Origin of the sequence: Nonomuraea sp. NPDC026600, from assembly GCF_040638335.1 — a bacterium.
Lineage (GTDB): Bacteria > Actinomycetota > Actinomycetes > Streptosporangiales > Streptosporangiaceae > Nonomuraea.
Map to the genome: position 1 here is coordinate 357,256 of NZ_JBEZYD010000005.1, position 22,569 is coordinate 379,824.

At 69.6% G+C, this 22,569-nt stretch carries 23 protein-coding genes and 1 pseudogene; 17 read left to right on the forward strand and 7 right to left on the reverse strand.

Features of this window, described 5'->3' with window-relative positions; genetic code table 11:
* Positions 1-5: 5 nt before the first annotated feature.
* From AB0F17_RS14680 to AB0F17_RS14695, 4 genes are all read left to right on the forward strand, one after another.
* Positions 6-482 carry an aromatic-ring-hydroxylating dioxygenase subunit beta gene (locus AB0F17_RS14680; protein WP_358022355.1) on the forward strand — a complete coding sequence of 159 codons (477 nt, stop codon included), beginning with the start codon at positions 6-8 and terminating at the stop codon, positions 480-482.
* A gap of 14 nt (positions 483-496) precedes the next feature.
* Positions 497-760 carry a hypothetical protein gene (locus AB0F17_RS14685; protein ID WP_358021809.1) on the forward strand — a complete coding sequence of 88 codons (264 nt, stop codon included), beginning with the start codon at positions 497-499 and terminating at the stop codon, positions 758-760.
* A gap of 234 nt (positions 761-994) precedes the next feature.
* Entirely contained in the window at positions 995-2,779 is a 1,785-nt protein-coding gene (locus AB0F17_RS14690) for a cellulase family glycosylhydrolase (protein WP_358021812.1), read from the forward strand.
* 61 nt (positions 2,780-2,840) lie between these two features.
* The gene (locus AB0F17_RS14695) at positions 2,841-3,905 is read left to right on the forward strand and encodes a cellulose binding domain-containing protein (RefSeq protein WP_358021815.1); all 1,065 of its coding nucleotides are present in this window, start codon (positions 2,841-2,843) and stop codon (positions 3,903-3,905) included.
* 83 nt (positions 3,906-3,988) lie between these two features.
* On the opposite strand, the gene AB0F17_RS14700 is transcribed toward AB0F17_RS14695, so the two are convergent.
* The gene (locus AB0F17_RS14700) at positions 3,989-4,387 is read right to left on the reverse strand and encodes an Appr-1-p processing protein (protein WP_358021818.1); all 399 of its coding nucleotides are present in this window, start codon (positions 4,385-4,387) and stop codon (positions 3,989-3,991) included.
* A 148-nt stretch (positions 4,388-4,535) separates the two neighbouring features.
* Between AB0F17_RS14700 and AB0F17_RS14705 the strand changes: the two genes are divergently transcribed.
* Both AB0F17_RS14705 and AB0F17_RS14710 read left to right on the forward strand, forming a co-directional pair.
* Positions 4,536-4,889 carry a hypothetical protein gene (locus AB0F17_RS14705; RefSeq protein WP_358021821.1) on the forward strand — a complete coding sequence of 118 codons (354 nt, stop codon included), beginning with the start codon at positions 4,536-4,538 and terminating at the stop codon, positions 4,887-4,889.
* 125 nt (positions 4,890-5,014) lie between these two features.
* Positions 5,015-5,497, forward strand: a complete 483-nt coding sequence (locus AB0F17_RS14710; protein WP_358021823.1) for a hypothetical protein — start codon at positions 5,015-5,017, stop codon at positions 5,495-5,497.
* 43 nt (positions 5,498-5,540) lie between these two features.
* Here the strand turns inward: AB0F17_RS14710 and AB0F17_RS14715 are convergent, their stop codons facing one another.
* Positions 5,541-5,663: a hypothetical protein gene (locus AB0F17_RS14715; RefSeq protein ID WP_358021826.1), complete on the reverse strand. Its 123-nt coding sequence runs from the start codon at positions 5,661-5,663 to the stop codon at positions 5,541-5,543.
* Positions 5,664-5,752: 89 nt separating this feature from the next.
* Here AB0F17_RS14715 and AB0F17_RS14720 point away from each other — a divergent pair, with 89 nt between their 5' ends.
* From AB0F17_RS14720 to AB0F17_RS14740, 5 genes are all read left to right on the forward strand, one after another.
* Positions 5,753-6,301: a DUF6461 domain-containing protein gene (locus AB0F17_RS14720; RefSeq protein WP_358021829.1), complete on the forward strand. Its 549-nt coding sequence runs from the start codon at positions 5,753-5,755 to the stop codon at positions 6,299-6,301.
* Positions 6,302-6,390: 89 nt separating this feature from the next.
* Complete coding sequence (locus AB0F17_RS14725) at positions 6,391-7,911, forward strand: TIGR02677 family protein (RefSeq protein ID WP_358021832.1); 1,521 nt, start codon at positions 6,391-6,393, stop codon at positions 7,909-7,911.
* The gene (locus AB0F17_RS14730; RefSeq protein ID WP_358021835.1) at positions 7,908-9,050 is read left to right on the forward strand and encodes a TIGR02678 family protein; all 1,143 of its coding nucleotides are present in this window, start codon (positions 7,908-7,910) and stop codon (positions 9,048-9,050) included. Before AB0F17_RS14725 ends, AB0F17_RS14730 begins: the two co-directional genes overlap by 4 nt.
* A complete protein-coding gene (locus AB0F17_RS14735) occupies positions 9,050-13,198 on the forward strand; it encodes a TIGR02680 family protein (RefSeq protein ID WP_358021838.1) in 4,149 nt (1,382 codons plus the stop codon). Before AB0F17_RS14730 ends, AB0F17_RS14735 begins: the two co-directional genes overlap by 1 nt.
* A 41-nt stretch (positions 13,199-13,239) precedes the next feature.
* A complete protein-coding gene (locus AB0F17_RS14740) occupies positions 13,240-14,616 on the forward strand; it encodes a TIGR02679 family protein (RefSeq protein WP_358021841.1) in 1,377 nt (458 codons plus the stop codon).
* A 48-nt stretch (positions 14,617-14,664) separates the two neighbouring features.
* On the opposite strand, the gene AB0F17_RS14745 is transcribed toward AB0F17_RS14740, so the two are convergent.
* From AB0F17_RS14745 to AB0F17_RS14755, 3 genes are all read right to left on the reverse strand, one after another.
* Positions 14,665-14,886, reverse strand: coding sequence for a hypothetical protein (locus AB0F17_RS14745; protein ID WP_358021844.1), 222 nt, complete (start codon positions 14,884-14,886; stop codon positions 14,665-14,667).
* Between the two features lie 190 nt (positions 14,887-15,076).
* Positions 15,077-15,364, reverse strand: coding sequence for a hypothetical protein (locus AB0F17_RS14750; protein WP_358021847.1), 288 nt, complete (start codon positions 15,362-15,364; stop codon positions 15,077-15,079).
* Between the two features lies 1 nt (position 15,365).
* Positions 15,366-15,548: a hypothetical protein gene (locus AB0F17_RS14755; RefSeq protein WP_358021850.1), complete on the reverse strand. Its 183-nt coding sequence runs from the start codon at positions 15,546-15,548 to the stop codon at positions 15,366-15,368.
* Positions 15,549-15,716: 168 nt separating this feature from the next.
* On the opposite strand from AB0F17_RS14755, the gene AB0F17_RS14760 reads away from it, so the two are divergent.
* The 6 genes and pseudogenes from AB0F17_RS14760 (at position 15,717) to AB0F17_RS14785 (ending at position 19,303) form a co-directional block, all read left to right on the forward strand.
* Positions 15,717-15,968, forward strand: a complete 252-nt coding sequence (locus AB0F17_RS14760) for a GntR family transcriptional regulator (RefSeq protein WP_358021853.1) — start codon at positions 15,717-15,719, stop codon at positions 15,966-15,968.
* A gap of 26 nt (positions 15,969-15,994) precedes the next feature.
* Positions 15,995-16,201 carry a hypothetical protein gene (locus tag AB0F17_RS14765; RefSeq protein WP_358021856.1) on the forward strand — a complete coding sequence of 69 codons (207 nt, stop codon included), beginning with the start codon at positions 15,995-15,997 and terminating at the stop codon, positions 16,199-16,201.
* A gap of 51 nt (positions 16,202-16,252) precedes the next feature.
* A complete protein-coding gene (locus AB0F17_RS14770; RefSeq protein WP_358022358.1) occupies positions 16,253-16,336 on the forward strand; it encodes a hypothetical protein in 84 nt (27 codons plus the stop codon).
* A gap of 286 nt (positions 16,337-16,622) precedes the next feature.
* Positions 16,623-16,817 (forward strand): annotated as a pseudogene (locus AB0F17_RS14775) (DUF488 domain-containing protein); the annotation flags it as partial.
* A 28-nt stretch (positions 16,818-16,845) separates the two neighbouring features.
* Positions 16,846-17,664, forward strand: a complete 819-nt coding sequence (locus AB0F17_RS14780) for an ABC transporter permease (protein ID WP_358021859.1) — start codon at positions 16,846-16,848, stop codon at positions 17,662-17,664.
* Positions 17,665-17,842: 178 nt separating this feature from the next.
* Complete coding sequence (locus tag AB0F17_RS14785) at positions 17,843-19,303, forward strand: ankyrin repeat domain-containing protein (RefSeq protein ID WP_358021862.1); 1,461 nt, start codon at positions 17,843-17,845, stop codon at positions 19,301-19,303.
* Between the two features lie 20 nt (positions 19,304-19,323).
* Here the strand turns inward: AB0F17_RS14785 and AB0F17_RS14790 are convergent, their stop codons facing one another.
* Together AB0F17_RS14790 and AB0F17_RS14795 are read right to left on the reverse strand one after the other, a co-directional pair.
* Positions 19,324-20,565: an amidohydrolase gene (locus tag AB0F17_RS14790; protein WP_358021865.1), complete on the reverse strand. Its 1,242-nt coding sequence runs from the start codon at positions 20,563-20,565 to the stop codon at positions 19,324-19,326.
* Positions 20,562-22,568, reverse strand: coding sequence for a hydantoinase B/oxoprolinase family protein (locus AB0F17_RS14795; protein WP_358021868.1), 2,007 nt, complete (start codon positions 22,566-22,568; stop codon positions 20,562-20,564). Before AB0F17_RS14795 ends, AB0F17_RS14790 begins: the two co-directional genes overlap by 4 nt.
* Between the last annotated feature and the right edge of the window lies 1 nt (position 22,569).

The window sequence follows — 22,569 nt, forward strand, 5'->3', positions numbered from 1 at the left end:
CCGACATGGCGTTGCTCGGCGACGTGACCGAGTTCCTACTTCTTGAGGCCGAGCTGGCCGACGCGAACGCGTACGACGAGTGGCTCGGGCTGTGGGACGATCCGTGCACCTACTGGGTGCCCTGCAATCTTGACGACTACGACCCGGCGAAGCACGTCTCGATCATCTACGACGACCGCGCCCGCCTCGAGGAACGCTGCTTCCGGCTGACGACCGGAGGGGCTCACTCGCAGGAGCCCCAGTCGAAGGTGTGCCGGATGGTCGGTAGCATCCGCGTCGTGGACCCGCGGGGAGAGGACGACACCGTCGAGGTCACCGCCCGGGCGATCATGGTCGAGCTGCGTCTGGGCCGTAAGTCGGTCTACGCCGCCCGCTGCCACTACACCTTGTGGCGCTCGCCTTCGGGCTTCAAGCTGCGCCGTAAGAAGGTGATGTTGCTCGACGCCGACGAGCCGCTGGGCAACATGACGTTCCTGATCTGATCTTGGGGTGTGCCATGACTGGCCTCAACGGTTCGAAGCGGGCGGTCAGCCGCGCTGAGCCGCTCGATGCTTTCGTCGACGGAGTAGTGGTCGGCAACGAGTTCGCGTCGATCGAGATATCGGTCGACACGTCAGGGCGCGTACCCAGAGCGGTCCTGAGAGACATCACGTCCGGCCAGGCCCGCTACATCGATCCGCTCGTGCTCCAGGCGCTGGTCTACATGTCCGACGACGTGATGCAGTCCCTGGCGGATCCGAACCTGATCGTGTCGGACTAGCTTTCGCGTTCCCCGGATGGGGGTCACCACCGCGAGCGCCACGGGTGGGCGCGGTGGTGAAAGTTTCATCAGCGTTCTCGGTCTTGTCCAAGGTCGGTGTGGGTGCCCCGCTTCCGGGCGGGGGACGCCCTTGCGAGGTAAACCGGTTCAGCAGATTGTTGGGAGCGCTCCCAAACGCCGGGCGGCCGCTTCAAGAAGGCGGTGTACCCATCGGTTTCGTCACGGAGGACCCTCATGCCATTCCGCCGGAACTTGTGGCGCAGAGCCTTGACGGCCGCGGTCGCCGTACTGCTGGCCGGATTCGGGCTCGCCACCGTCCAGAGCGCGGCCGACGCCGCCGTGTCGTGTTCGGCCACCTATACCAAGAGCTGGGACAGCGGCAGCGGGTTCGGCGCCAACATCACGGTGACCAACACCGGCGACCCGTTGACCAGTTGGGCACTGAGCTTCGACTTCCCCAACAATCAGGTGATCACCCAGATGTGGGAGGGCGTACCCACCCCGGCGACGCCCACCCCCGCAGGCGCGGTCATCACCATCAAGCCGCTCTCCTACAACGCCAGTAAGGGCACCGGAGCGACCTGGACCGTCGGCTTCAACGGCACCTACACCGGTGGCGTCAACACCAACCCGCCCAGCGTCTCATGCACCGGCACCGGTGCCGGCGGGACGCAGCAGGCGCTGGTTGCCTCCGCCACCAGCGTGAACGTGCCCGAGGGCGGGACCGGCGGTTTCACGGTCCGCCTGCAGTCCCAGCCGGCCGGCAACGTGACGGTCACCAGCACCGCGGGCACCGGTGACAGCAACATCACCGTGACCGGCGGCGCCACCCTGACCTTCACCACGTCCAACTGGAGCACCCCGCAAACGGTGACGTTGAGCGCTTCGGAGGACAGCGACACCACGAACGGCACCCGGCCGATCACCGTGGCATCCAGCGGCTTGACGCCGGTGACGGTGAACGCCACCGAGGCCGACAACGACGGCAGCACGGGCGGCGCGGCACCCGCTCTGCACGTCTCGGGGAACCGGCTGGTCACCGCCGGCGGCGCCACCTACCGGCTGCTGGGCGTCAACCGGGCCAGCGGCGAGTTCGCCTGCGTGCAGGGCAAGGGCATGTGGGACAGCGGTCCGGTGGATCAGGCCTCGGTCGACGCGATGAAGGCCTGGAACATCCACACGGTCCGGATCCCGCTGAACGAGGAGTGCTGGAACGGCACCAACGGCACGCCCAGCGGCGCCACCTACCAGCAGAACGTCAAGGACTACGTGAACCTGCTGGTCGCCAACGGCATCACGCCGATCGTGGAGATGCACTGGAACTACGGCCTGTACACCGGCCAGGGCGCCGGTTGCTCCGACACCACGGCGACCTGCCAGAAGCCGATGCCGGATGCCCAGTACGCGCCGACGTTCTGGACCGGAGTGGCCAATGCCTTCAAGGCCAACAACGCGGTCGTCTTCGACCTGTTCAACGAGCCCTACCCGGACGCGGCCGCGAACTGGGACGCCACCGCCGGCTGGAAGTGCTGGCGCGACGGCGGCACCTGCACCGGCATCGGTTACCCGGTGGCCGGCATGCAGTCGCTGGTCAACACGGTGCGCGCCACCGGCGCCACCAATGTGATCATGCTCGGCGGACTGGCCTGGTCCAACGACCTGAGCCAGTGGCTCACCTACAAGCCGACCGATCCGACCGGCAACCTGATGGCCGCCTGGCACACCTACAACTTCAACACCTGCTCCAACACCGCCTGCTGGAACAGCCAGGTCGGCGCCGTCGCGGCACAGGTGCCGGTGCAGGCCGGAGAGATCGGCCAGAACTCCTGCGCCCATGACTACATCGACCAGGTGATGAGCTGGGCCGACGCGCACGGCGTCGGATACACGGCCTGGACCTGGAACCCATGGGGCTGCAGCCAGGGCAACGTGCTCATCACCGACTACAGCGGCACCCCCACCAGCACCTACGGCGAGGGCTTCAAGGCACACCTGCTCACCCAGAACCCACTCTCCTAGAACCGCTCGGCCGGGTCCGTCAGCCGGCGGGTCCGGTTGTGCCCTCTACCTGGAGCCAGCCATGCGTCGCAGATCCCACCTGTACGCCTTCCTCACCGCGCTCCTCGTGGCGGTCGCCTTCGGCGTCGCCCTGCCCGCACTGTCGGCGACGGCGCCCGTCCGCATCATGCCGCTCGGCGACTCCATCACCGCCGGACCCGGCTGCTGGCGCGCCCAGCTCTGGCACCACTTGCAGACCGCCGGATATACGAACATCGACTTCGTCGGCAGCGTCCCCGACGGCGGCTGCAACTACGGGTACTCGTACGACGGCGACAACGAGGGCCACGGCGGCTACGCCGCGACCGGCATCGCCGACCAGAACCAACTCCCGCCGTGGCTGAACGCGGCCAAACCCGACATCGTCCTCATGCACCTGGGCACCAACGACATGTGGGGCGGCTTCATCCCCACGACTACCGTCCTCGCCGCCTATACCAAGCTGGTCGGCCAGATGCGGGCGAACAACCCCAACATGAAGATCATCGTGGCCCAGATCATCCCCATGAACCCGTCCGGCTGCCCCACCTGCGCGGCCAGCGTGGTGGCACTCGACAACGCGATCCCGGGCTGGGCCGCCGGCCTCACGACCGCACAGTCGCCCATCGTCGTCGCCGACCTGTGGACCGGCTTCAACCCGGCCACCGACACCGGCGACGGAGTCCACCCCAACGACACCGGCTTCCAGAAGATGGCCGACCGCTGGTACCCGCCACTCGCGCAGGCCCTCAACGGCGTGACCCCGCCGACCTCCCCCACCCCGTCGGTAACCCCTCCGCCGGCCCGGTGCACCGCCACCTACAAGGTGATCTCCCAGTGGGGCGGCGCCTTCCAAGGCGAGATCACGGTGAAGAACGACTCCTCAACCGCCTCCTCCGCCTGGACGACCACCTTCACCTTCGCCAACGGCCAGCAGGTCAACCAATCCTGGAACACCACACTCACCCAGAACGGAGCCACCGTCACCGCACGCAACGCGAGCTACAACGGCAACCTGCCGGTCGGCGCGTCCACGACCTTCGGCTTCACCGCCACCTGGAACAACACCACCAACGCGCTACCCCAAGTGAGTTGCTCACTCGGTTGAGCACATCCTGGTTCGTCTCCCTGGACGTCGGCCATCTTTCGCAGACCCGGCTGCTGTCACGGTGAGTGATCGACGATAGGTGCTCATTCCAGGTCGTAGACGCTCACGGGGATGCCTTGCGCGACCAGCCGGTGGGCGATGAGCGGTTCGATCAGGTCCCAGGTCCCGCCGGCCAGACCGCAACCGATCCGTGGCATATGCAGGCTCGCGCCGAGTTCGATGGCGTTGGCGGCGACAACTTCCAAACCGTGGTCGACCGCGTCGTAGCGGATGGGCGGCCCATCTATGGTGGGCCGGATGCCGTGCTGGCCGATCATGTTCGCCACCCACAAGGACTCCTCGACCTGAACCAGTCGCACCTGGCCCAGCTCGAATCCCGCACCTGAGCGGTGCCAAGCGCGAAACTCGGCCTCGGGTTCCGGCCAACGGCGGGAGATGGCCAGGACGAATCCGCGGCCCCAGCCGCCGATGTCGTTGCACACGTTTTTCGCTGCTTTGTTGCAGCGTCTCTTTCCTAGGTGACCATGTCCTTCTCCTGTTTTCTGCAGGTCCCGTCGTACGTCTCATTCTGATGACAACAGAAGGGAACTATTCCACTACTTAGGGTCATGCTCGTACGCTCTCGACCCCGTGGAACAGGTGCTGTACAGCAGCCATGGGTGGGAGAGCTGGGACGTCGAGCACAAGCCGACGCTGCCCGAGGGGATGCCGATCCTGATCGACTCCGATCTGCGCTTCGAGGACGGCGCGGCGGCACCTCGTCCGACCATCGTGCTGAACCGATGGCTGCGCGAGCTGCACGAGCGGATCGCCGAGCAGCAGGCCAGCCTCGACATCCTCACCGCGTTGAAGACGACCGCGATTTCGCAGCTGGCCGCCCAGCATGACGAACTCCAACGGCTCCGCCTTGCGTTGTCTGGAGATCGCGAGTCCCGGGTTCATGATCTCGCCGCGTCCAATAAGCATGTCATTGGACCATGCTGATGATCAACTGCCACTCTTAGGCGTCCATTGGCCTTGCCAATCACGAATCGTCCTCAGCGGAAAGGCCTAACAACAGCAGCATTCCGGACCTGGACACTTGCAGGTTGGATCGGTAGTCATAGGTGGTGGATCTGAATCAGTGGAACGCGATCATCGGCACCGTTGGCATGGTCGCCAATGTTGCTGTCGCACTCTCGGCCTTGATCGGGCTTCGCCATGCCCAGCGGGAGGCGGAGCGCGCCCGCCATGAAGCGAGAGCAGCGGAGGAGCGCGCTGAGAAGCAAAACGCGATGTTCCAGCAGGCTAACGAAGAAATGCACCGACGTAGTGAACTCATGATGGCCTTGCAGTCCGCCTCAGAAGGCTTTGAGCAAACCAACGCGATCCCGCCTAAGATGCGCGACGAGACCGGAATGGCGAGAGCGATGATCGCGCGCGCGAGATCTGGACTGGCGACCCTACCCGAAGACTGGCTACCCGCCCTCCGTCGATGGATTGCTGAGATAGATCACACTGGCCGCACCTCTGACGAGCCAGCGACCATCTTGCGAATCCGGCAGGAACTCGAGACCGCTTTCCAAGACGTGATTAACTTTCAACAAGGATAATTGAGACACGTGTGCGTGCGACGGCCGTTCCGAGGAGATCCACTCAGAGGCGAGTGACGACACTACAAGCTTGGGACACAGTGATCGCGCGCAAAAACACGTGGCAGATGATGCGCGGCTCGTTGCCGGCGGGGTCGGTCGCGTCGCCCGTGAGATAGGTGATCACAGCCTGGACCATAGGCAGGGAGACCGACAATCCCTGTCGGACCGGCCTGGCAAGATCTCCCGCGTTGACCCCGATGTCGTGGAGACCTGATGAACGCCGACGACTATGCCTGGTTCGACGACCACGACGAAAGTCTGGCCATGGCCTTCTGCATCACGTTCGTCCGAGGGGTGACTCCGCAGGAGGCGTTCGACCGGCTGGGCATCACCGCCGATCCCGAGGCGGACATCGAGAACTTCCTCGACGAGGGGGCGGTCGCCGCGAGCGCGGTCGAGGGCGGTGCCATCCTCATTGAGCCCAACGGCTTCGCCGGGATACAGGAGTCGGTGACCAAGCCACTGTCGGCGGGGACGGTGACCGCTTCTGTGTTTCTGAACGTCAACGCCCACCAGCACTTTGTCTACGCGGCCGATGGCCAGGTGGTGACCAGGTTCGAGCCTGACTACCCCGGCTCCCGGTCGGGCACTGACGAGGATCGGCTGCTGGCGCACATGGTCGAACTCGGTATGCCTACCGAGGATGTCGACGACGACGATGAGGAGTGGGGCGACCCGATCCACACCGCGTTCGCACTGGCTGAGCGTGTTCTCGAGGCGGATGTCCGGCTCGCTTCTGGGCACGATCTCGGCTCCATGTGAGTTCGAGGCCTATGCGGCCTGATCAGAGAGACACGACCGACGGTGGAAATCCCCGTTCGGCGCGGAGGACATGAGGGACACTTGACCTCATGTCCTCGTCGGCCCAGGAGCCTCAGCCTTTCGCGCATCTGAGTGCGCCGAATGCCGCCCTCTACCGCGACGTGCTGCGCACCTTCGTCAGCGCCAAAGAGCGGTTCATCGTGCATCTGCGTCCCGAGGACGTGGCCGTCGAACTGGGGCGTGACAGTGACGAGCAGTTGGCGGGCGCGCTGGACAAGCTCGTGGAGTGGGGCAACCTGCGCGCCGACGCCGACACCGGCCGGGTGACCACGGTCGAGGAGTTTCACCGCAAACGGCTGCTGTTCCAGCTCACCCCGGCCGGTCAGGCCGCCGAACAGGCCATCGCGTTCTACGAGGAGGCGATCGGGCGGCGCGGCTCGCTGCAGTCGGTGGCGCTGGCCGACATCGCCGAGCAGTTGCAGTCGCTGGCCCTGCTGGCCAGGGAGGACGAGCCCGATCCCGCGAGGGTGCACCTGCTGTTGCTGTCGCTGGCCGAGCGGTTCTCCTCGCTGGCCGACAACGCGCAGGCGTTCATGGCGTCGCTCCGGCGGGCCATCGACTTCTCCGACGGTGACGTGGACGGGTTCGTCGCCTACAAGGAGCGGCTGATCGACTACATCAACCGGTTCATCGCCGACCTGGCCAACTCGGGTGCGCGGATCGCGGCGCTGCTCGTCGAGCTGGAGGGCAGCGATCACGAGCGGCTGCTGGTGCTGGCCGCCCGGCGCGAGGCCGCCGACGCGGTGCCGGACGGTGCGGATCAGGGGCAGGCCCAGGAGAAGGCGCTCGGCTCGTGGCAGAACCGGTGGCGCGGGCTGACGGACTGGTTCGTCTCCCAAGATGCCGGCCACCCTTCGCAGGCCCGGCTGCTGCGGCAGGCGGCGGTGACCGCGATCAAGCAGCTCATCGACACGGTCGGGCTGCTCAACGAGCGGCGGGCGGGCCGCTCCGACCGTACGGCCGACTTCCGTACGCTGGCCCGCTGGTTCGCCGAGGCGCCCGACGAGGCGTCGATGCACCGGCTCTGGCGGGCGGCGTTCGGGCTGAGCTCGGCTCGGCATCTGAGCGTCACCGCGTCCACGCTGGATGAATGGCAGGACGTCCCCGCCGCCACGCCCTGGGCGCAGGCGCCGCCGATCAGGATCTCGCCGCAGCTGCGCCGTACCGGCTCCTATGAGCGGCGGGGCAAGCCGAACAAGGTGACCGACCGCACGCGGGCCCGCCGGCTGCTGCTGGAGCAGGCCGAGCGTGAGGCGGCCGAGACCGCCGCGGCGCGGGCGCGGCTGCGTACGGACGGGCCGGTGCTGCTGTCGGAGCTGGACGTGCTCGATCCGCGCGCGTTCCGGCTCTTCCTCGGTCTGCTGGGCGACGCGCTGGCAGCGCGGCACCCGGACGACGTCGAGGTGAAGACCGTGACGAGCGACGGCTCTCTTGAGGTACGGCTGGCGCTGGTCCCCGGCGGTGACCTGGTCGAGATCCGTACCGACGACGGCGTACTGACCGGGCCGGAGCACGTCGTCGAGATCACCGACCTGATGGTGGCGCCGTGACGCCGGAGGAGGAGCAGGCCCAGCGGCGTACCGCGCTGCGCGCCCTGCTGGCCGCCCCGCTGCTGCGCGACCCGGACAAGCTGGTGCTGGTCCGGCGCCATCTGAGCGAGCTACGCGACTGGCTGACCCGCGAGACGGGCTGGCGGCTGGTCGTCGACTCCGAGAACGCGCGGCTGTTCAAGACGGCCCCGGACCCGTCCGACGCCACCCATCCCGCGCGCGGGAGGGCCGGCGAGCCGTACGGAAGGCGGCGCTATGTGGTGCTCTGTCTGGCCCTCGCCATGCTGGAACGGGCCGACGCGCAGACCACGCTCGGCGGGCTCGCCGAAGAGGTGCTGAGCGCGGCGGCGGAGCCGGAGCTGGACTTCGCCTTCACCCTGGACAGCCGCCAGGAGCGGGCCGACCTGGTGGCCGTGGTGCGCACGCTCATCGACTGGGGAGTGCTGCGCAAGGTCGCGGGCGACGAGGACGCCTACCTGTCGGCCACCGGCGACGTTCTGTACGACGTACGCAGGCCGGTGCTGGCCGCCCTGCTCACGGGCACCCGCGGCCCGTCCACCATCACCGCCGAGTCCTTCGGCGAGCGGATCGCGGAGCTGGCGGCCGAGCCGGTCGCCGACACCGACGACCTGCGCAACCAGGCGCTGCGCCGCCGCCTCACCCGGCGGCTCCTGGAGGATCCCGTCGTCTACTACACCGATCTCGACGAGGCCGAACGCGCTTACCTGACCTCCCAGCGGCACGCGATCACCCGCCGGATCGAGGAGGCCACCGGCCTGGTCGCCGAGGTCCGCGCCGAGGGCATCGCGATGGCCGATCCCGACGACGAGCTGACCGACGTACGCATGCCCGAGCAGCGTACCGACGGCCACCTCACGTTGCTGGTGGCCGAACTGCTCGCCGCGCGCGGCGAGCAGAGCATGGAGGAGCTCAGGAGTTTCGTCCGGCAGGCCGCCCGTGATCACACGTCCTTCTGGCGCAAGGGCGTGACCGAGCCGGGCGCCGAGGACGGGCTGCTGGCCACGGCGCTGGGCAAGCTGACCGCGCTGCGCCTGGCCGAAGTCCGCCACGACACGGTCGCCGGGCTGCCGGCGATCGCCCGCTACGCCCTCGACGCACCCGTTGTCAAAGGATCGTGATGCTCCCCCAGCCCACCTCAGAACGCTGGAAGCCGCTGCGTGCCGGCCTGGTCGACCTGTTCTACTACGACGTGGAGGAGTTCCACTTCCACGACGGGCGGCTGCTGCTGCGCGGCAACAACGGCACGGGCAAGTCCAAGGTGCTGGCCCTGACCCTGCCGTTCCTGCTGGACGGCGAGCTGGCCCCGCACCGGGTCGAACCCGACGGCGACCGGCAGAAGCGGATGGAGTGGAACCTCCTGCTCGGCGGCAAACACCCGCATGCCGAGCGGCTGGGCTACGCCTGGCTGGAGTTCGGCCGCCGCGCCGCCGACGGCACCCGCGAGTTCCGTACGATCGGCTGCGGGCTCAAGGCGGTCAAGGACCGTGGCATCGTCCGGCACTGGTTCTTCGTCACGCCCCAGCGGCCCGGCCTCGACCTGCACCTGCTGTCCGCCACCGGGGTGGTGCTGACCAGGGAGAAGCTGCGCGAGGCCGTCGAGGGCCAGGGCATGGTGTACGACCGGGCGGCCGACTATCGGCGGGCGGTGGACGAGGCGATGTTCGGCCTCGGCGAATACCGCTACGAGGCGCTGGTCAACCTGCTCATCCAGCTCCGCCAGCCCCAGCTGTCCAAGAAACCGGACGAGAAGCTGCTGTCCAGGGCCCTCACCGAGGCACTGCCGCCGCTCAGCCCCGCCCTGATCGCCACCGTCGCCGAGGCCTTCCGCGGCCTGGACGAGGAGCGCGACGCCCTGCGCGGGCTGGAGGAGGCCCGCGCCGCCGCGGCCGCGTTCCTCACCCATTACCGCCGGTACGCCACCATCGCCGCCAAGCGCAAGGCCGCCGGCCCCCGCCTGGCGCACAGCCGTTACGAACATCTGGGCCGTGACCTGGGCGAGGCGGAAGCCCGGCAGGCCGCCGCGGAAGCCAGGCTGGAGAACCTCGACGACCAGCTCTCGGACCTGGCCACGCGGCAGAACCAGTTGGAGGCCCGCCGGAACGCCCTCCAGGAGAGCCCGGAGATGCGCTCCGCCGAGCGGCTCAAGCAGGCCGGCGAGGAAGCCCGGCGGCTGGGCGAGCACGCGAGCCGCGCCGACCGCGATCGCGACCGCCTGACCCTGCAGGCCGACAAGATGCACGGGCGGGCGGACACGACCCAGCTCAAGGCCGACCAGGCGGCGACCGCGCTGACAGCCGCCCAGGAGCAGACGGCGCGGGCGGCCCGCGAGGCCCGGTTGCCCAGGTCGCCCAGGTCGCCCAGCGAGCCGCGCGAGGCCGGGTCGCCCAGCGAGCCGCGCGAGGCCAGGTCGCCCGGAGAGCCGCGCGAGGCCGGGTTGCCTGGTGAGTCGCTGGACAGGCCGGCGGCTGAGGCGCTCGCCACCCGGCAGGAACAGGCCGTGGCCGAGCTCGAACGGCTGCTCCACGCCGTCGCTCAGGCCGAGACCCGGCTGGCCGCGGCCCGCGCGGAAGTGGACCGGCTGACCGGCGAACTCCAGGCGTCGGCCGTACGCATCGCCGCCGCGGAAGAGGCCACGGCCACCAGGATCACCGAGCTTGTCCAGGCGTACACGCTCTACCTGGCCGGACTGACCGAGCTCCGGCTGGAGGACCCCGACGGCGTGCTCGCCGCGCTGGCGGCCTGGGCGAGCACCGCGGACGGGGCCAATCCGGCGGAAGCCGCCGTCAACGACGCCGTCCGCGCCGCCACCGCCGCGCTCGCCCGCCACGGCGCCGAACTGGACGCGGCACTGACCACGGCCCGCCAGACGGCCCGGGAACTGGGGGAGGAGATCGTCAGGCTGGAGGCGGGCGGTCACGACGCCCCGCCCGTGCCGCACACCCGCGGTGCCGCCCGCGATGGCCGTCCGGGCGCACCCCTGTGGCGGGCCGTGGACTTCGCGGACGCGGTGCCCGCCGAGCACCGGGCCGGGCTGGAGGCGGCGCTGGAAGCGGCGGGCATCCTCGACGCCTGGCTGACCCCCGCCGGAACCCTCCTGGCCGAGGACGACACGACCATCGTGGCGGGGACGCCGGTGCCCGGGCCGTCCTGCGCCGTCGTGCTGCGCCCCGCCGTCGACCGGGCCGACCCGCGGGCCGCCGCGCTGCCGGACGCCGCCGTACAGGCCGTACTGTCCGCGATCGGGCTGGGGCCGGGCGCGGCGACGTGGGTCGCGGTCGACGGCCGGTGGGGCAACGGCGTACTGGCCGGATCCTGGCACAAGGACAGCGCCGACTATATCGGCGAGGGCGCCCGGGAAGCGGCCAGGCGGGCCAGACTGGCCGCGCTCCGGGCCGAACTCGAACGGGTCGACCGGCGGATCACCGCCTTGCGCGAGGAACTGGCCGCGCTGGTCGTACGCCAGGATGACCTCGCCGCGGAGCAGCGGGCTTTGCCGCCGGACGCGGCCGTTCGCGAGGCGCACGTCAAGCTGGCCGCGGAGCACGAGCGGCGTGGCCAGTTGGCGACCGAGCACCGCGACGCCGAGCGGGTCGCGGAGGACCGGCAGGGTGAGCTGGGCGGCGCGCGGGAGCGGGCGGCGGAGTTCGCGGGTGACGTCGGCCTGCCCGTCGTCGCGGAGGAACTGGCCGCGGTCAAGGCGGGCCTGGCCGCGTACCGGCTGGCGCTGGCCGAGCTCTGGCCCGCCGCGCAGGCGGCGCGGACGGCCGCGGAGGCCGCGCGGGAGGCCGCCGACGACCTCGCGCAGGCCCGCGAATCGCTGACGGAGGCGGCCTCGGTGGCAGCCGAGGCGCGCGAGCATGCGGAAGCCGCCGCTGAGACCTACCGGGAACTGACCGCGACCGCGGGCGCCGCCGTGGAAGAGTTGTTCCGCCGGCTCGAAGAAGTACGCCTCCAACTGCGCGAACGCGCGAAACAGGAACAGCGGGCCCGAGCCGACCAGCAGCAGGCACTGACCGAGCGGGGCCGCGCCGAGGCCACCAGCGCGAGCCTGCGCCGCCAGATCAAGGAGGCGGCCGACCTTCGCGACGACGAGGTACGCGAGTTCCGGGCGTTCGCCGCGACCGGGCTGATGCGGGTCGCGCTGCCCGAGCTCGACGTTCCCGATCCGGCCGCCGAATGGGCGGCCACCCCCGCCGTGCACCTGGCCAGGACCGTCAATGCTTCGCTTGAGAGCGTCGACGACGGCGAGGGGCCCTGGGACCGGGTGCAGAAGAAGGTCGCAGAGGAGCACAAACTGCTCTCCGACGCCATGGCCAGGCACGGCCACTCGGTCGGACTGACCCTGCGCGAAGGCGTCATGGTGGTGGACGTGCTCTTTCAGGGCCGTACCCGGGAGGTGCCCGGCCTGGTGGCGGCGCTCGGCGAGGAGACCGAGCACCGCGCCCGGCTGCTGTCGGCCAAAGAGCGCGAGATCCTGGAGAACCACCTGCTCAACGAGGTCGCCGGCACGCTGCAGGAGCTGATCACCGCAGCCGAGGCCGAGGTCCGCGAGATGAACGCCGAACTGGCCGCCCGCCCCACGTCCACCGGCATGCGACTGCGCCTGCTGTGGAAGCAGGCCAGGAACGCCCCCGAAGGGCTCGATCGAGTACGGGACAAGCTGCGGCAGATCGTCGATGCCTGGTCGCTGGAGGATCGGGCGGCGGTCGGGGCGTTCCTGCAGGAGCGGATCGCCCGCGAGCACGCCGACAACCCGGCGGCGGGCTGGACCGAGGCGCTGACCAGGGCGTTGGACTATCGGACCTGGCACGAGTTCGCCATCCAGCGGCTCCAGGACGGGCAGTGGCGGCCGGCCACCGGGCCCGCGTCCGGGGGTGAGCGGGTGCTGGCCGCGTCCGTTCCGTTGTTCGCCGCCGCGTCGGCGCACTACAAGTCGGCGGGGAATCCGTACACGCCGCGGTTGGTGGCGCTGGATGAGGCGTTCGCTGGGGTGGATGATGATTCGCGGGCCAAGTGTCTGGGGCTGCTGGCTACCTTTGACATGGACGTCGTGATGACGAGTGAGCGTGAGTGGGGTTGCTATCCGTCGGTGCCGGGGTTGGCGATCTGCCAGTTGACCAGGCGGGACGGGATCGATGCCGTGCTGGTGACGCCGTGGCGGTGGGACGGACGTGAGCGGACACGGGCCGAGCGGCCTCAGGCCATGACGGATGCCGTCGAGCCTGGCTCCGCCACCTCTTCCGCTGTACAGGACAGCCTGCTTTGACAGGCGGGGATGCGACAGGCGGAGATGCGGCGGGCCGGAGTGTGACCAGCAGCGGTTTGACCGGTGAGGAGCGGCTGCGGCGGCTGTTGGGTGGTGAGGAGACGGCGTGGCTCGTCGAACGCGCCCGGCAACGCCTCGAACGCGGCCGTCCCCTCACGGGCACGGTCACCCTCTCCACCGCCTCCGCGGCGCAGCGCCGCGCGGCCGAACTGCTGCTCGGCCGCCGCGCGGGCACAGGCACCTCGCTGTCGGTCTCCCTGGAGGAAGTGGACCGGGTCCTACGTGCCAGCGGCGCCGCCCCGGACGGCCTCCATGAGGCAGTGGTACGGCTCCGCGGCCCCTTGCGCGACCTGGCCGGGGAACGGGAGGCGTCGGAGTCGGCCTGGCGGCAGGCATTCGGAGAGCTCGACGCCGCTATGGCCGCCCGCCCCGAGCTGGCCGGATGGCGGGCCTGGCTGGAGTCCACCGGCCTGGTCAGACGCCTCGCCCCGGACCCCGCCCAGGCGCGGCACCTGCTCGACCAGCTGGCTGGGGTGGTGGCGCGGCTGCCGTCGCCCGGCCTGCCCATCGGCCGCCTGGCCGCGCAGACCACCGGTGACGCCCACGCCCTGGACGAGGGGAGACCGTTGGGGACGCTCGCGCTGTCGGCGGCCAAGGCGCTCACCGGCCGCGCCTACCCCGGGGAAGGCGGCGCGGACGCGCGCCGCGCCGCGTGGGCGGCCGTCGGCGTGCACCTCGACGACCTGTCCTCGCTGGTGCTCTGCCTCGGCCTGCCGGGCGACGATCGGACGCCGACCGGGCGCATGCTGGCAGCGGCCCGTGCCGCAGGGGAGCCCTGCGTGCTGACTCTGCGCCAGCTCCGCCGCCACGACGGGCCCCTGTCCTCTGACGGGCTGGTGCGGATCTGCGAGAACCCCGTGGTGGTGGCGGGCGCCGCCGACGAACTGGGCCCGTCCTGCCCGCCGCTGGTCTGTGGTGGCGGTCGGCCCTCGGCGGCCGTCTGGCGGCTGCTCGACCTGCTGTCGGAGGGCGACGGGCGGTTCGCGTACCACGGCGATTTCGACTGGGGCGGCGTCGCTATCGCGGCCGCCGTCCACGACCGGTACGGCTTCGAGCCTTGGCGCTTCGACACCGCCGCCTACGAGGCGGCGCTCTCCGCCATGGGACTCTCCCCGACCGGGCTCTCCGCGACGGGATCCATTTCGGAGGTGCCTTCCGGGGCAGGGGTCTCTCCGGCGGCGGCCTCCCACGCGCTGGCCTCTCCGGCATCGCTCACCGGACGGCCGTGTCCGACACCGTGGGATCCCGCCCTGGCCGAGGCGATGGCACGCCACGCGGTGCGGGTGGAGGAGGAGCTTGTCCTACCCGTCCTGCTCAGCGATCTGTCGTCAGGTCCCAACGATCGAGGAACGAGGTGACGGACCTGTAGTGGACTCAGTCCAGAAGGCCGAGATAGGGACCCGGCACTATTCCTCCATGAGCTGCCAGGTCGCCTCGGCACAGTGATCAGCGAGTTGCCGGCTCTCCTCGATCAGGTCGTCGACGCCGCCGGGCTCGTCATCGGGCAGTGGATTGCGTTTGGCCCACCGGCGCAGCCGTGCCAAGCCCGAACCCAGATTGGGCAGCGGCGATCCACCGGCCAGATCGAGCCGTACTTCGCCCAGGCTCTGCTTGATCGTTTCCTGCATGGGAGGCGTCTGGTAGGTGAGGCTGTGGTATCTGGTGGTGCGGTTGGAGTGGGCGCTAAATGCCGATGTGAACGGGTTACTGAAGATGCGGAACAGCCATCCTCCCAGGTTCGGGGCAGAGAATCTCGAATCTCGCGTAGGTGGAAGGCACGACGGATGTCAGGTGACGCCGCCGTTCGCCGCGCCGGTCTCAGCGTGCTTGGCCCAGCAGGATCCGTTGGAAGAGGCAGTCGGCGGTAGCCGTGAGCAGCCAGTCCGTCTCATGTACGACCGGATTGCCGTTGCCCCGGATGGTCCTGCGGATGAACGCCTGTCCGGCCGCGTGGCAGAGCTCAAAGAGCGTCGACCGGCACTCGCAGCTGTGCTGGGTCACTCGTACGCGATGGGTGCGGTTCGCGGGTGGGTACCAGGTCAGGTGCTCGTGTACGGCCAGCGGCAGCGCCGGATGCGGTCCATGGAAAGGCCAGAGTTCGGCCACGTCACGCTGTCCGTCCCTCGAAGATTTCGACCAGGTCGCGCAGTGCCTTCATGGAGCGGTTCAGGACCAGCGTCTGTAGGTGTGGACTGCCCTTGGGGACCCGGTATCCATGCCGCTCCAGCACCTGTCGGATGTCGACGGCCAGCGCGGGCGTGAATCGTAGGTCTGTGGTTGGGTTGCTCATGGGTCGGACCTCCTATGTCCGATCAAGGGCCCGTCTCGGCGCTTGCTCCGTCGTGACGGGCCTGCCAATGCGTCACCATCCTAAATCACTTCCCCATGCCTCACCATAGGGAATTAGGGTTCCCCCTGGGTATTTCCGGTTCGGTGCGGGGATCTACCGTTCTGTGCTGTGATCGAGTGGCGTCTCAATCAGCCCAAGTGGCTTCAGGTGGCGGACATCATCAAGGAACGGATCGCCGATGGCGAGTACCTGGTGGATACACCTGTGCCCAGCGAGCATCAGATCGTTCAAGAGTTCGGCGTGGCCCGCGGTACTGCCCGCAAGGTTCTTGAACGTCTTCGCGAAGAGGGCGTCCTCTACTCGGTGCGCGGCCTGGGTACCTTTGTGGCCCCACCCCCGGACAAGCCTGCCGAGCAGTAGACGTACTTGGTCGATAGCCTTTTGAGATGGCTGCTTCCTCCGTTCCGGAAACGGATCTGGCTCGCGTCGCGCGGTGGTGTGCGGAGAAGGTACCCGAGCATGCGCGCGATCAGGTCCGGATGGAGTACGGCGTGCGTGGACGCAACGTGACGCTTGTCGAGCGACGCGTTCCCTGGGAGCCGGTGACGCCGGATGAGGAGTGGACCTCCCGCCCGGTGGCGCAGCTACGGTAGGATCCGGGCGGCTGGCTGCTGTACTGGCCGGACCGAAACGCCCGCTGGCACCTGGTCGACGACGTACCCGCCGCACGCAGCGTGGTGCCCCTGCTGGATGCGCTCGACGATCCCCGACGAGCCCTTCTTGGTTGAGCCTTGAATGGTCGGCGCAACCTGAGCTCCGGTTCGCTCGCGCTCGTCCGCTCCTTCGCCATCCGATGTGTAGGTCGATTCGACTTCCTCGCCCGCCTCGGTGACCCTGAGATGGGACGACGAATCGCTGCCGGCGTGTTCTGGGAACGAAGTGACGGCGGCGTCCTGGCGTGAGAGAGCGTGGTGCATGTTCACAGACGATCAGCGAACTGGCGTGGTCGGCGTCGGCTACCAGGGATGTGACCTCGACGGTTTCATCGGGCAGCTGGGCCGCGAGGGCGTGACCATGCTGGTCGATGTTCGTCTCACACCGATCTCCCGTAAGCGGGGGTTCAGCAAGACGGCGCTGTCCGGCGCCCTTGCCGGTGCGGGGATCGTCTATGAGCACATGCGCGAGCTGGGGAACCCGAAATGGAACCGTGCGGCCTTCGGGGGTAGTCCCGCGGAGCTCGGGACCGCTCGCGATGTCTACGCTCAGTTGCTCTATGACGACGACGCTGGTGACTGTCTTGAGCGCATTGCCCTTGTTGCCCGAGAGCAGCGATCCGCCGCGCCCCCGCACGGGGTGGCGCCTGCTGCCCGCCAGGGTCACCGCGATGTGCGTGGTGGAGTTGCAGAAGCTGCGCCACGATCGCACCGAGCTGTACACCCGCGCGGTCCAGCCCGCCCTGTGGCTGCTGATCTTCGGCGAGACCTTCACCCGCATCAAGGTGATCCCGACCGGCGGCATCCCGTACCTGGACTATCTGGCCCCCGGGATCATCGCCCAGTCCACCATGTTCATCGCCATCTTCTACGGCATCCAGATCATCTGGGAACGCGACTCGGGCGTCCTGACCAAGCTCCTGGTCACGCCGACCCCGCGTGTCGCGCTGGTCACCGGCAAGGCGTTCGCCGCCGGGGTGAAAGCGATGATCCAGGCGGTGGTCGTGGTGCTCATCGCCGCGCTGCTGGGTGTGAGCATGACCTGGAACCCACTGCGCCTGGCCGGTGTGATCGTGGTCGTGCTGCTCGGCTCGGCGTTCTTCTCCTGCCTGTCGGTGACGATCGCCGGGATCGTGCTGACCCGCGACCGGCTGATGGGGATCGGGCAGGCCATCACGATGCCGCTGTTCTTCGCGTCCAACGCCCTCTACCCGACCACGGCCATGCCCGACTGGCTGCGGTACATCAGCGTGATCAACCCGCTCAGCTACGAGGTCGACGCGCTGCGCGGGCTGCTGCTCGGCATCCCCTCGGACCTGCCGCTGGACTTCGTGGTGCTGCTCGCGGCCTCGGCGATCGGCATCACAGCCGCGTCCGGCCTGCTGGGACGGCTGGCGCGGTGACTCACCGGTCAGCTGAAGGCGCCCGGCTGCGATGAACAGTAGGCTGGGTGGTGCGCGCTCAGGGCGCCACCGATCCGCGGGAAGGGCAAAGCCCACCTGATGCTCATCGAACGACCCGGCCCGACCTCTTTTCCAGCCTGATCATGCGGACCTCAGGCCAGACGGAAAGGAGGCTTTCATGCCTGTCCATCGCCTGCCCGACAACCCCAGCCTCGAACGGCTCCGCAAGCAGGCCAAGACACTCATGCAGGACGTGCGGGCGGGAGTTCCTGAGGCGCTCGGGCTCATCACAGAGTTCCATCCCCGAACGCCGGAGACGCTCAAGCTGTCCGACGCGCAACTCGTCACCGCCCGCATGTACGGCTTCGCGAGCTGGCCCAGGTTGAAAGAGCACATCGGCACCGTCGAGCGCTATTCCCGGTCGCCGCACCGGGTCGCGCCGAGGGAAGAGTTGCCGGAGGAGTTCCTGCGGCTCGCCTGCCTCACCTACGGCACGGACTACCCGGGCCGGACCGAGGACGCCGACCTGCTGCTGGCCCGGCATCCACGGCTGCCCACCACGAACGTCTTCACGATGGCGGCCACCGGCTCAGCCGATGCGCTGGCCGATGCCTTGGCCGAGAACCCGGGGCTGGCCCGGGCACAGGGCGGCCCGTTCGAGTGGGAGCCGCTGCTGTACCTGGCCTACGCGCGCCTCGACACTCCCGGCAGCTATGTGACCGCGGCCCGGCTCCTTCTCAAGCACGGCGCCGATCCGAACGCCGGATTCCTGTGGGACGGGCTGCCCTCGCCGTTCACCGCGCTCACCGGCGCGTTCGGCGGGGGAGAGGGCCACCAGCCGCCGCATCCGCAGGGGTTGGCGCTGGCCAGGCTGCTGCTGGAGGCCGGAGCGGACCCCAACGACAGCCAGAGCCTGTACAACCTCGGGCTCGGCGGCGCCTGCCCCGACGACACCACCCACCTTGAGCTGCTGCTGGAGTTCGGACTGGGCCGCGGTGACGGCGGGCCGTGGCATGCCCGGATGGGTCCGACGTTGCAGTCCCCGCGGCAGTTGCTGCGCGACGAACTGGCCACCGCCGCACTGCGGGGCTGCCCGCAGCGGGCCCGGCTGCTTCTGGCACACGGCGCCGAGGTGAACGGCCTGGGTGGGCATCCGGCGTACGGCGGACGCACACCCTACGAGCTCGCCCTGCTGAACGGACACACCGAGGTTGCGGAGGCGCTCGCCGCGGCGGGTGGCTCGGCGGCACTGGACGAGATGGAGGCGTTCACCGCCGCCTGCATGCGCGCCGACGCCGACGCGGTGGCCGGCTTCGGCCCCGAACCGCTGGCGCGAGCGCTCGCCCGATCCCCCGGGCTGATCAGCAGCGCAGCCGAGCAGCGCAAGCCCGCGGCGGTGCGACTACTCGCCGGTCTCGGCTTCGACGTGAACCACCTGCGTCGTTCCACCCCGCTGCACGCGGCGGCCTGGAACGACGACGTCGAGACGGCCAGGACACTGATCGAGCTCGGCGCCGACCCCACGATCAAGGACATCGCGTACGACTCGACCCCGCTCGGCTGGGCCGAGCACGGCGGCAAGCACCGCGTGGCGGCGTACCTGCGAAGTCTGAACGAAATGAGAAGGAGAGACGTCTGACGGTGCTCCGGCGCCGTGCATCAAGGTGATCGCCGGTTCAGCCAGGTGAGGGCGGCGGTGACCAGGGCTTCGACGCCCATCGGCAACGTGGGGAAGATCAAGGGGGCGAAGAAGGGGGAGTGGTTGCCAGGGACGTCCTCGCCCAGGCGGCCCGCCTGCTCGGCGCGGGCGTACCGAGATGGGTCGGCGCTGCCGAGGCCCCAGAAGACGGAGGGGGCGCCGGCGGCGGTGCCGAAGACGCCGAAGTCCTCGCTGCCCATCATCGGCGCCATGTCGGCCACCCCGGCGGGGCCGAAGCGGGTGGTGAAGGCTTCGGTCAGGCGGACGGTGGCGGCGGGGTCGTTGGCGGTCAGGGGGAAGGCGTTGAGCGTGCGGAACGAGGGTGGGCGGGGCGCGCCGGACGCCGTGGCCTCGGCGTTGACGACGCGTTCGATCGCGGCCAGGAGCCTGCGGCGGACCTCGGGGGAGAACGTGCGGATGTTGAGCGTGATGGACGCCTCGTCCGCGATGACGTTCTCCTTGTGACCCGCGTGGATCTGGGCCACTGTCAGCACCGCGCGTTCGAAGGGGGACACCTCGCGGGAGACGACGGTCTGCAGGCGCATCACGATGGCGGCGGCCAGGACCACGGGGTCGACGGTACGTTCCGGCTGGGAGCTGTGCCCGCCTCTGCCGTACAGGCGGATCTCGATGCTGTCGGCGGCGCCCAGGATCTCTCCCGGCCGGATGAACACCGTGCCCGCGGGGCGGGGGAAGACATGCTGGCCGAGTACGACGGACAGCCGGCCGGTCAGGTCGAACAGCCCGTCGTCCACCATGGCCTGAGCCCCGGCGGCGATCTCCTCCGCTGGCTGGAACAGCGCCACGAGCGTGCCCTGCCACTGGTCGCGGGCCGCCGCCAGCAGGTGCGCGGCACCGGACAGGCAGGTCACGTGCATGTCGTGGCCGCAGGCGTGCATGAGGCCGTTCTCGGTGCTCGCGTACGGCAGGCCGGTCCGTTCCAGGACCGGCAGGGCGTCCATGTCGGCCCGCAGCGCGACGGCCGGGCCCTCGCCGTTGCGGAGCACGCCCACCACGCCGGTGCCGCCGACGCCGGTATGTACCTCGAATCCGGACTCGCGGAGGCGATCGGCCGCGATGCGCGCGGTGCGCTTCTCCTCGAAGGCGGGCTCGGGGTGCTGGTGCAGGTCCCGGTAGAGGGTGGCGAGCTCGGCTTGCGCCGTGTCGTCGAGCCGGGTCAGCACCGCGTCGATCCGGCTCATACCGCCCCCTCCAGCGCGACGATCTCCTTGGCGAGCGTACGTCGGACGGTGTCGAGCCGGTCGGGGGCGGGCGCCGTTCGGGGGAAGTCGCCGGGCAGTTCGCGGAGTACGGCGTTGTACAGCGCGGTACGGCGCGGCCCGCGGGCCGGCGGCGGGAGGCGGAACAGGGCGGCCACCAGGCGGTCGACGGTGCCGATGTCGAAGACGGACTCCCACGCCTGCCGTTCCGGCCCGAATCCGAAGCCCTCGCGGCGGTCGAGCAGGCGGGCCGCGGCCGTGGCGGCCTCGTCGACGGCGAGTCCGCCAGCAAGTCCGTCAGCACGGTCGTTGGCGCGGTCGTTCAGCACCACGCCGTACTCGCGGGCCGCGGCCTCGCGCGAGACCACGCCGCGTTCCACGTCGCGCAGGACGGCGGCGGGGTCCCTGGTGTACGGGTCGCCGTAGCCGCCCGCGCCCGAGGTCAGGAGGGTGACGACGTCGCCACGTTCCAGCGGCAGCACATCGATCTTGAGATGCCGGCGTTCCCGGAGCGTGCCCGGGTTGACGATCAGTTCGGTGGGCTCTCCGGGGCCGCCGCCGCGTACCCCCCACGGGCGGAAGCAGAGTCGTTCCAGCCCCCGGGCCAGCAGTTTCGAGCCGTCCTCCACTACGCGGAAGGTCAGTTCGAGACCGCAGCCGCCGCGCCAGCGACCGGCGCCGCCGGAGTCCGTTCGCAGGCCGTAGCGGAGGATCTCGACGCCGATCTCCGTCTCGACCGTCTCCACCGGATTGTTGGACAGGTTGGAGATGCCGCTGTCACGGCCGTCCACGCCGTCGGAGCCGTCGCGGGCGCCGGTTCCGCCGACCATCGGCTCCAGTACCTGGACGTTCTGCAGCTCGGCGACCACGACAGGGACCACCAGGCCGCTGGAGGCAGCCGGGAGGATCTCCGGGGCGGCGAGTCCGAGCGCGCCGCCGACGGCGTCGTTGACGCGGGACGCGGAGGCGTGGCGTACGCCCACGGCGGCCGGGCGCACCGGGTTGACCAGCGAACCCTCCGGCGTGGTGACGCTGATCGGCTGGATGAGGCCGGAGTTGAGCGCGATGCCCGGGTCCAGGGTGCAGATGAGCGCGAGCACCCGGGTGGTGATCCAGGCGTGCGGTTTGCCCAGGGTCGCGATGTTGAAGGCCGCGGCGACCTGCGGATCCGTACCGGTGAAGTCGAGGTGCAGGTTGCCCGCGTCGAGGGTCGCGGTGACCGACAGGCGTACCGGGATGCTGGAGACCGCGTCGTCGTCGAGGTAGTCGACGAACCGGTAGGTACCGTCGTCGAGCCGGGACAGGGCGGCCCGGGCCTTGCCCGCGGTGTACGCGACCAGGTCGTCCTGGGCCGCGAGCACCGTGTCCACGCCGTGCTGGGCGATGACGCCCGCGAGCCGTTCGCGGCCAGTGCGCAGGGCGGCGAGCATGGCCCGGATGTCGCCCAGGTTGGCCTCCGGCGTGCGGCTGTTGGCCGCGATCAGCGCCTCCACGTCACGACTGGGCTCGCCCGCCCGTACCAGCTTGACCGGCGGGATCTGCAGGCCCTCCTGGTAGATCTCGTCGTTGATCGGCGACAGGCTGCTCGGCACCCGGCCGCCGATGTCCGAGCAGTGGATGAACGCCCAGCCGTAGCCGACCACCGCACCTTCATGGAAGTACGGCTCGATGACCTGGATGTCGGTGAGGTGGGTGGCGAGGCCGCCGGACCGGTACGGGTCGTTGGTGATGATCACGTCGCCGGGCTCCAGGGGCTCGGCACGCCGTACGGCCTCCAGGAGGTTCAGCCCGACGAACCCCGACACCCCGATGCCACGCGGGTACGCGACGAAGCCGCCGTCGAGGCCGGCGAGCGCGCAGCAGAAGTCCGCGGTCTCCTTGACGTACAGAGACCGGCTCGTACGCTGCAGCGTCAGGCACATCTCCTCGGTCAGGGCGCTCAGCCTGTTGCCGACGATCTCCAATGTGACGGGGTCGAGCCGCACG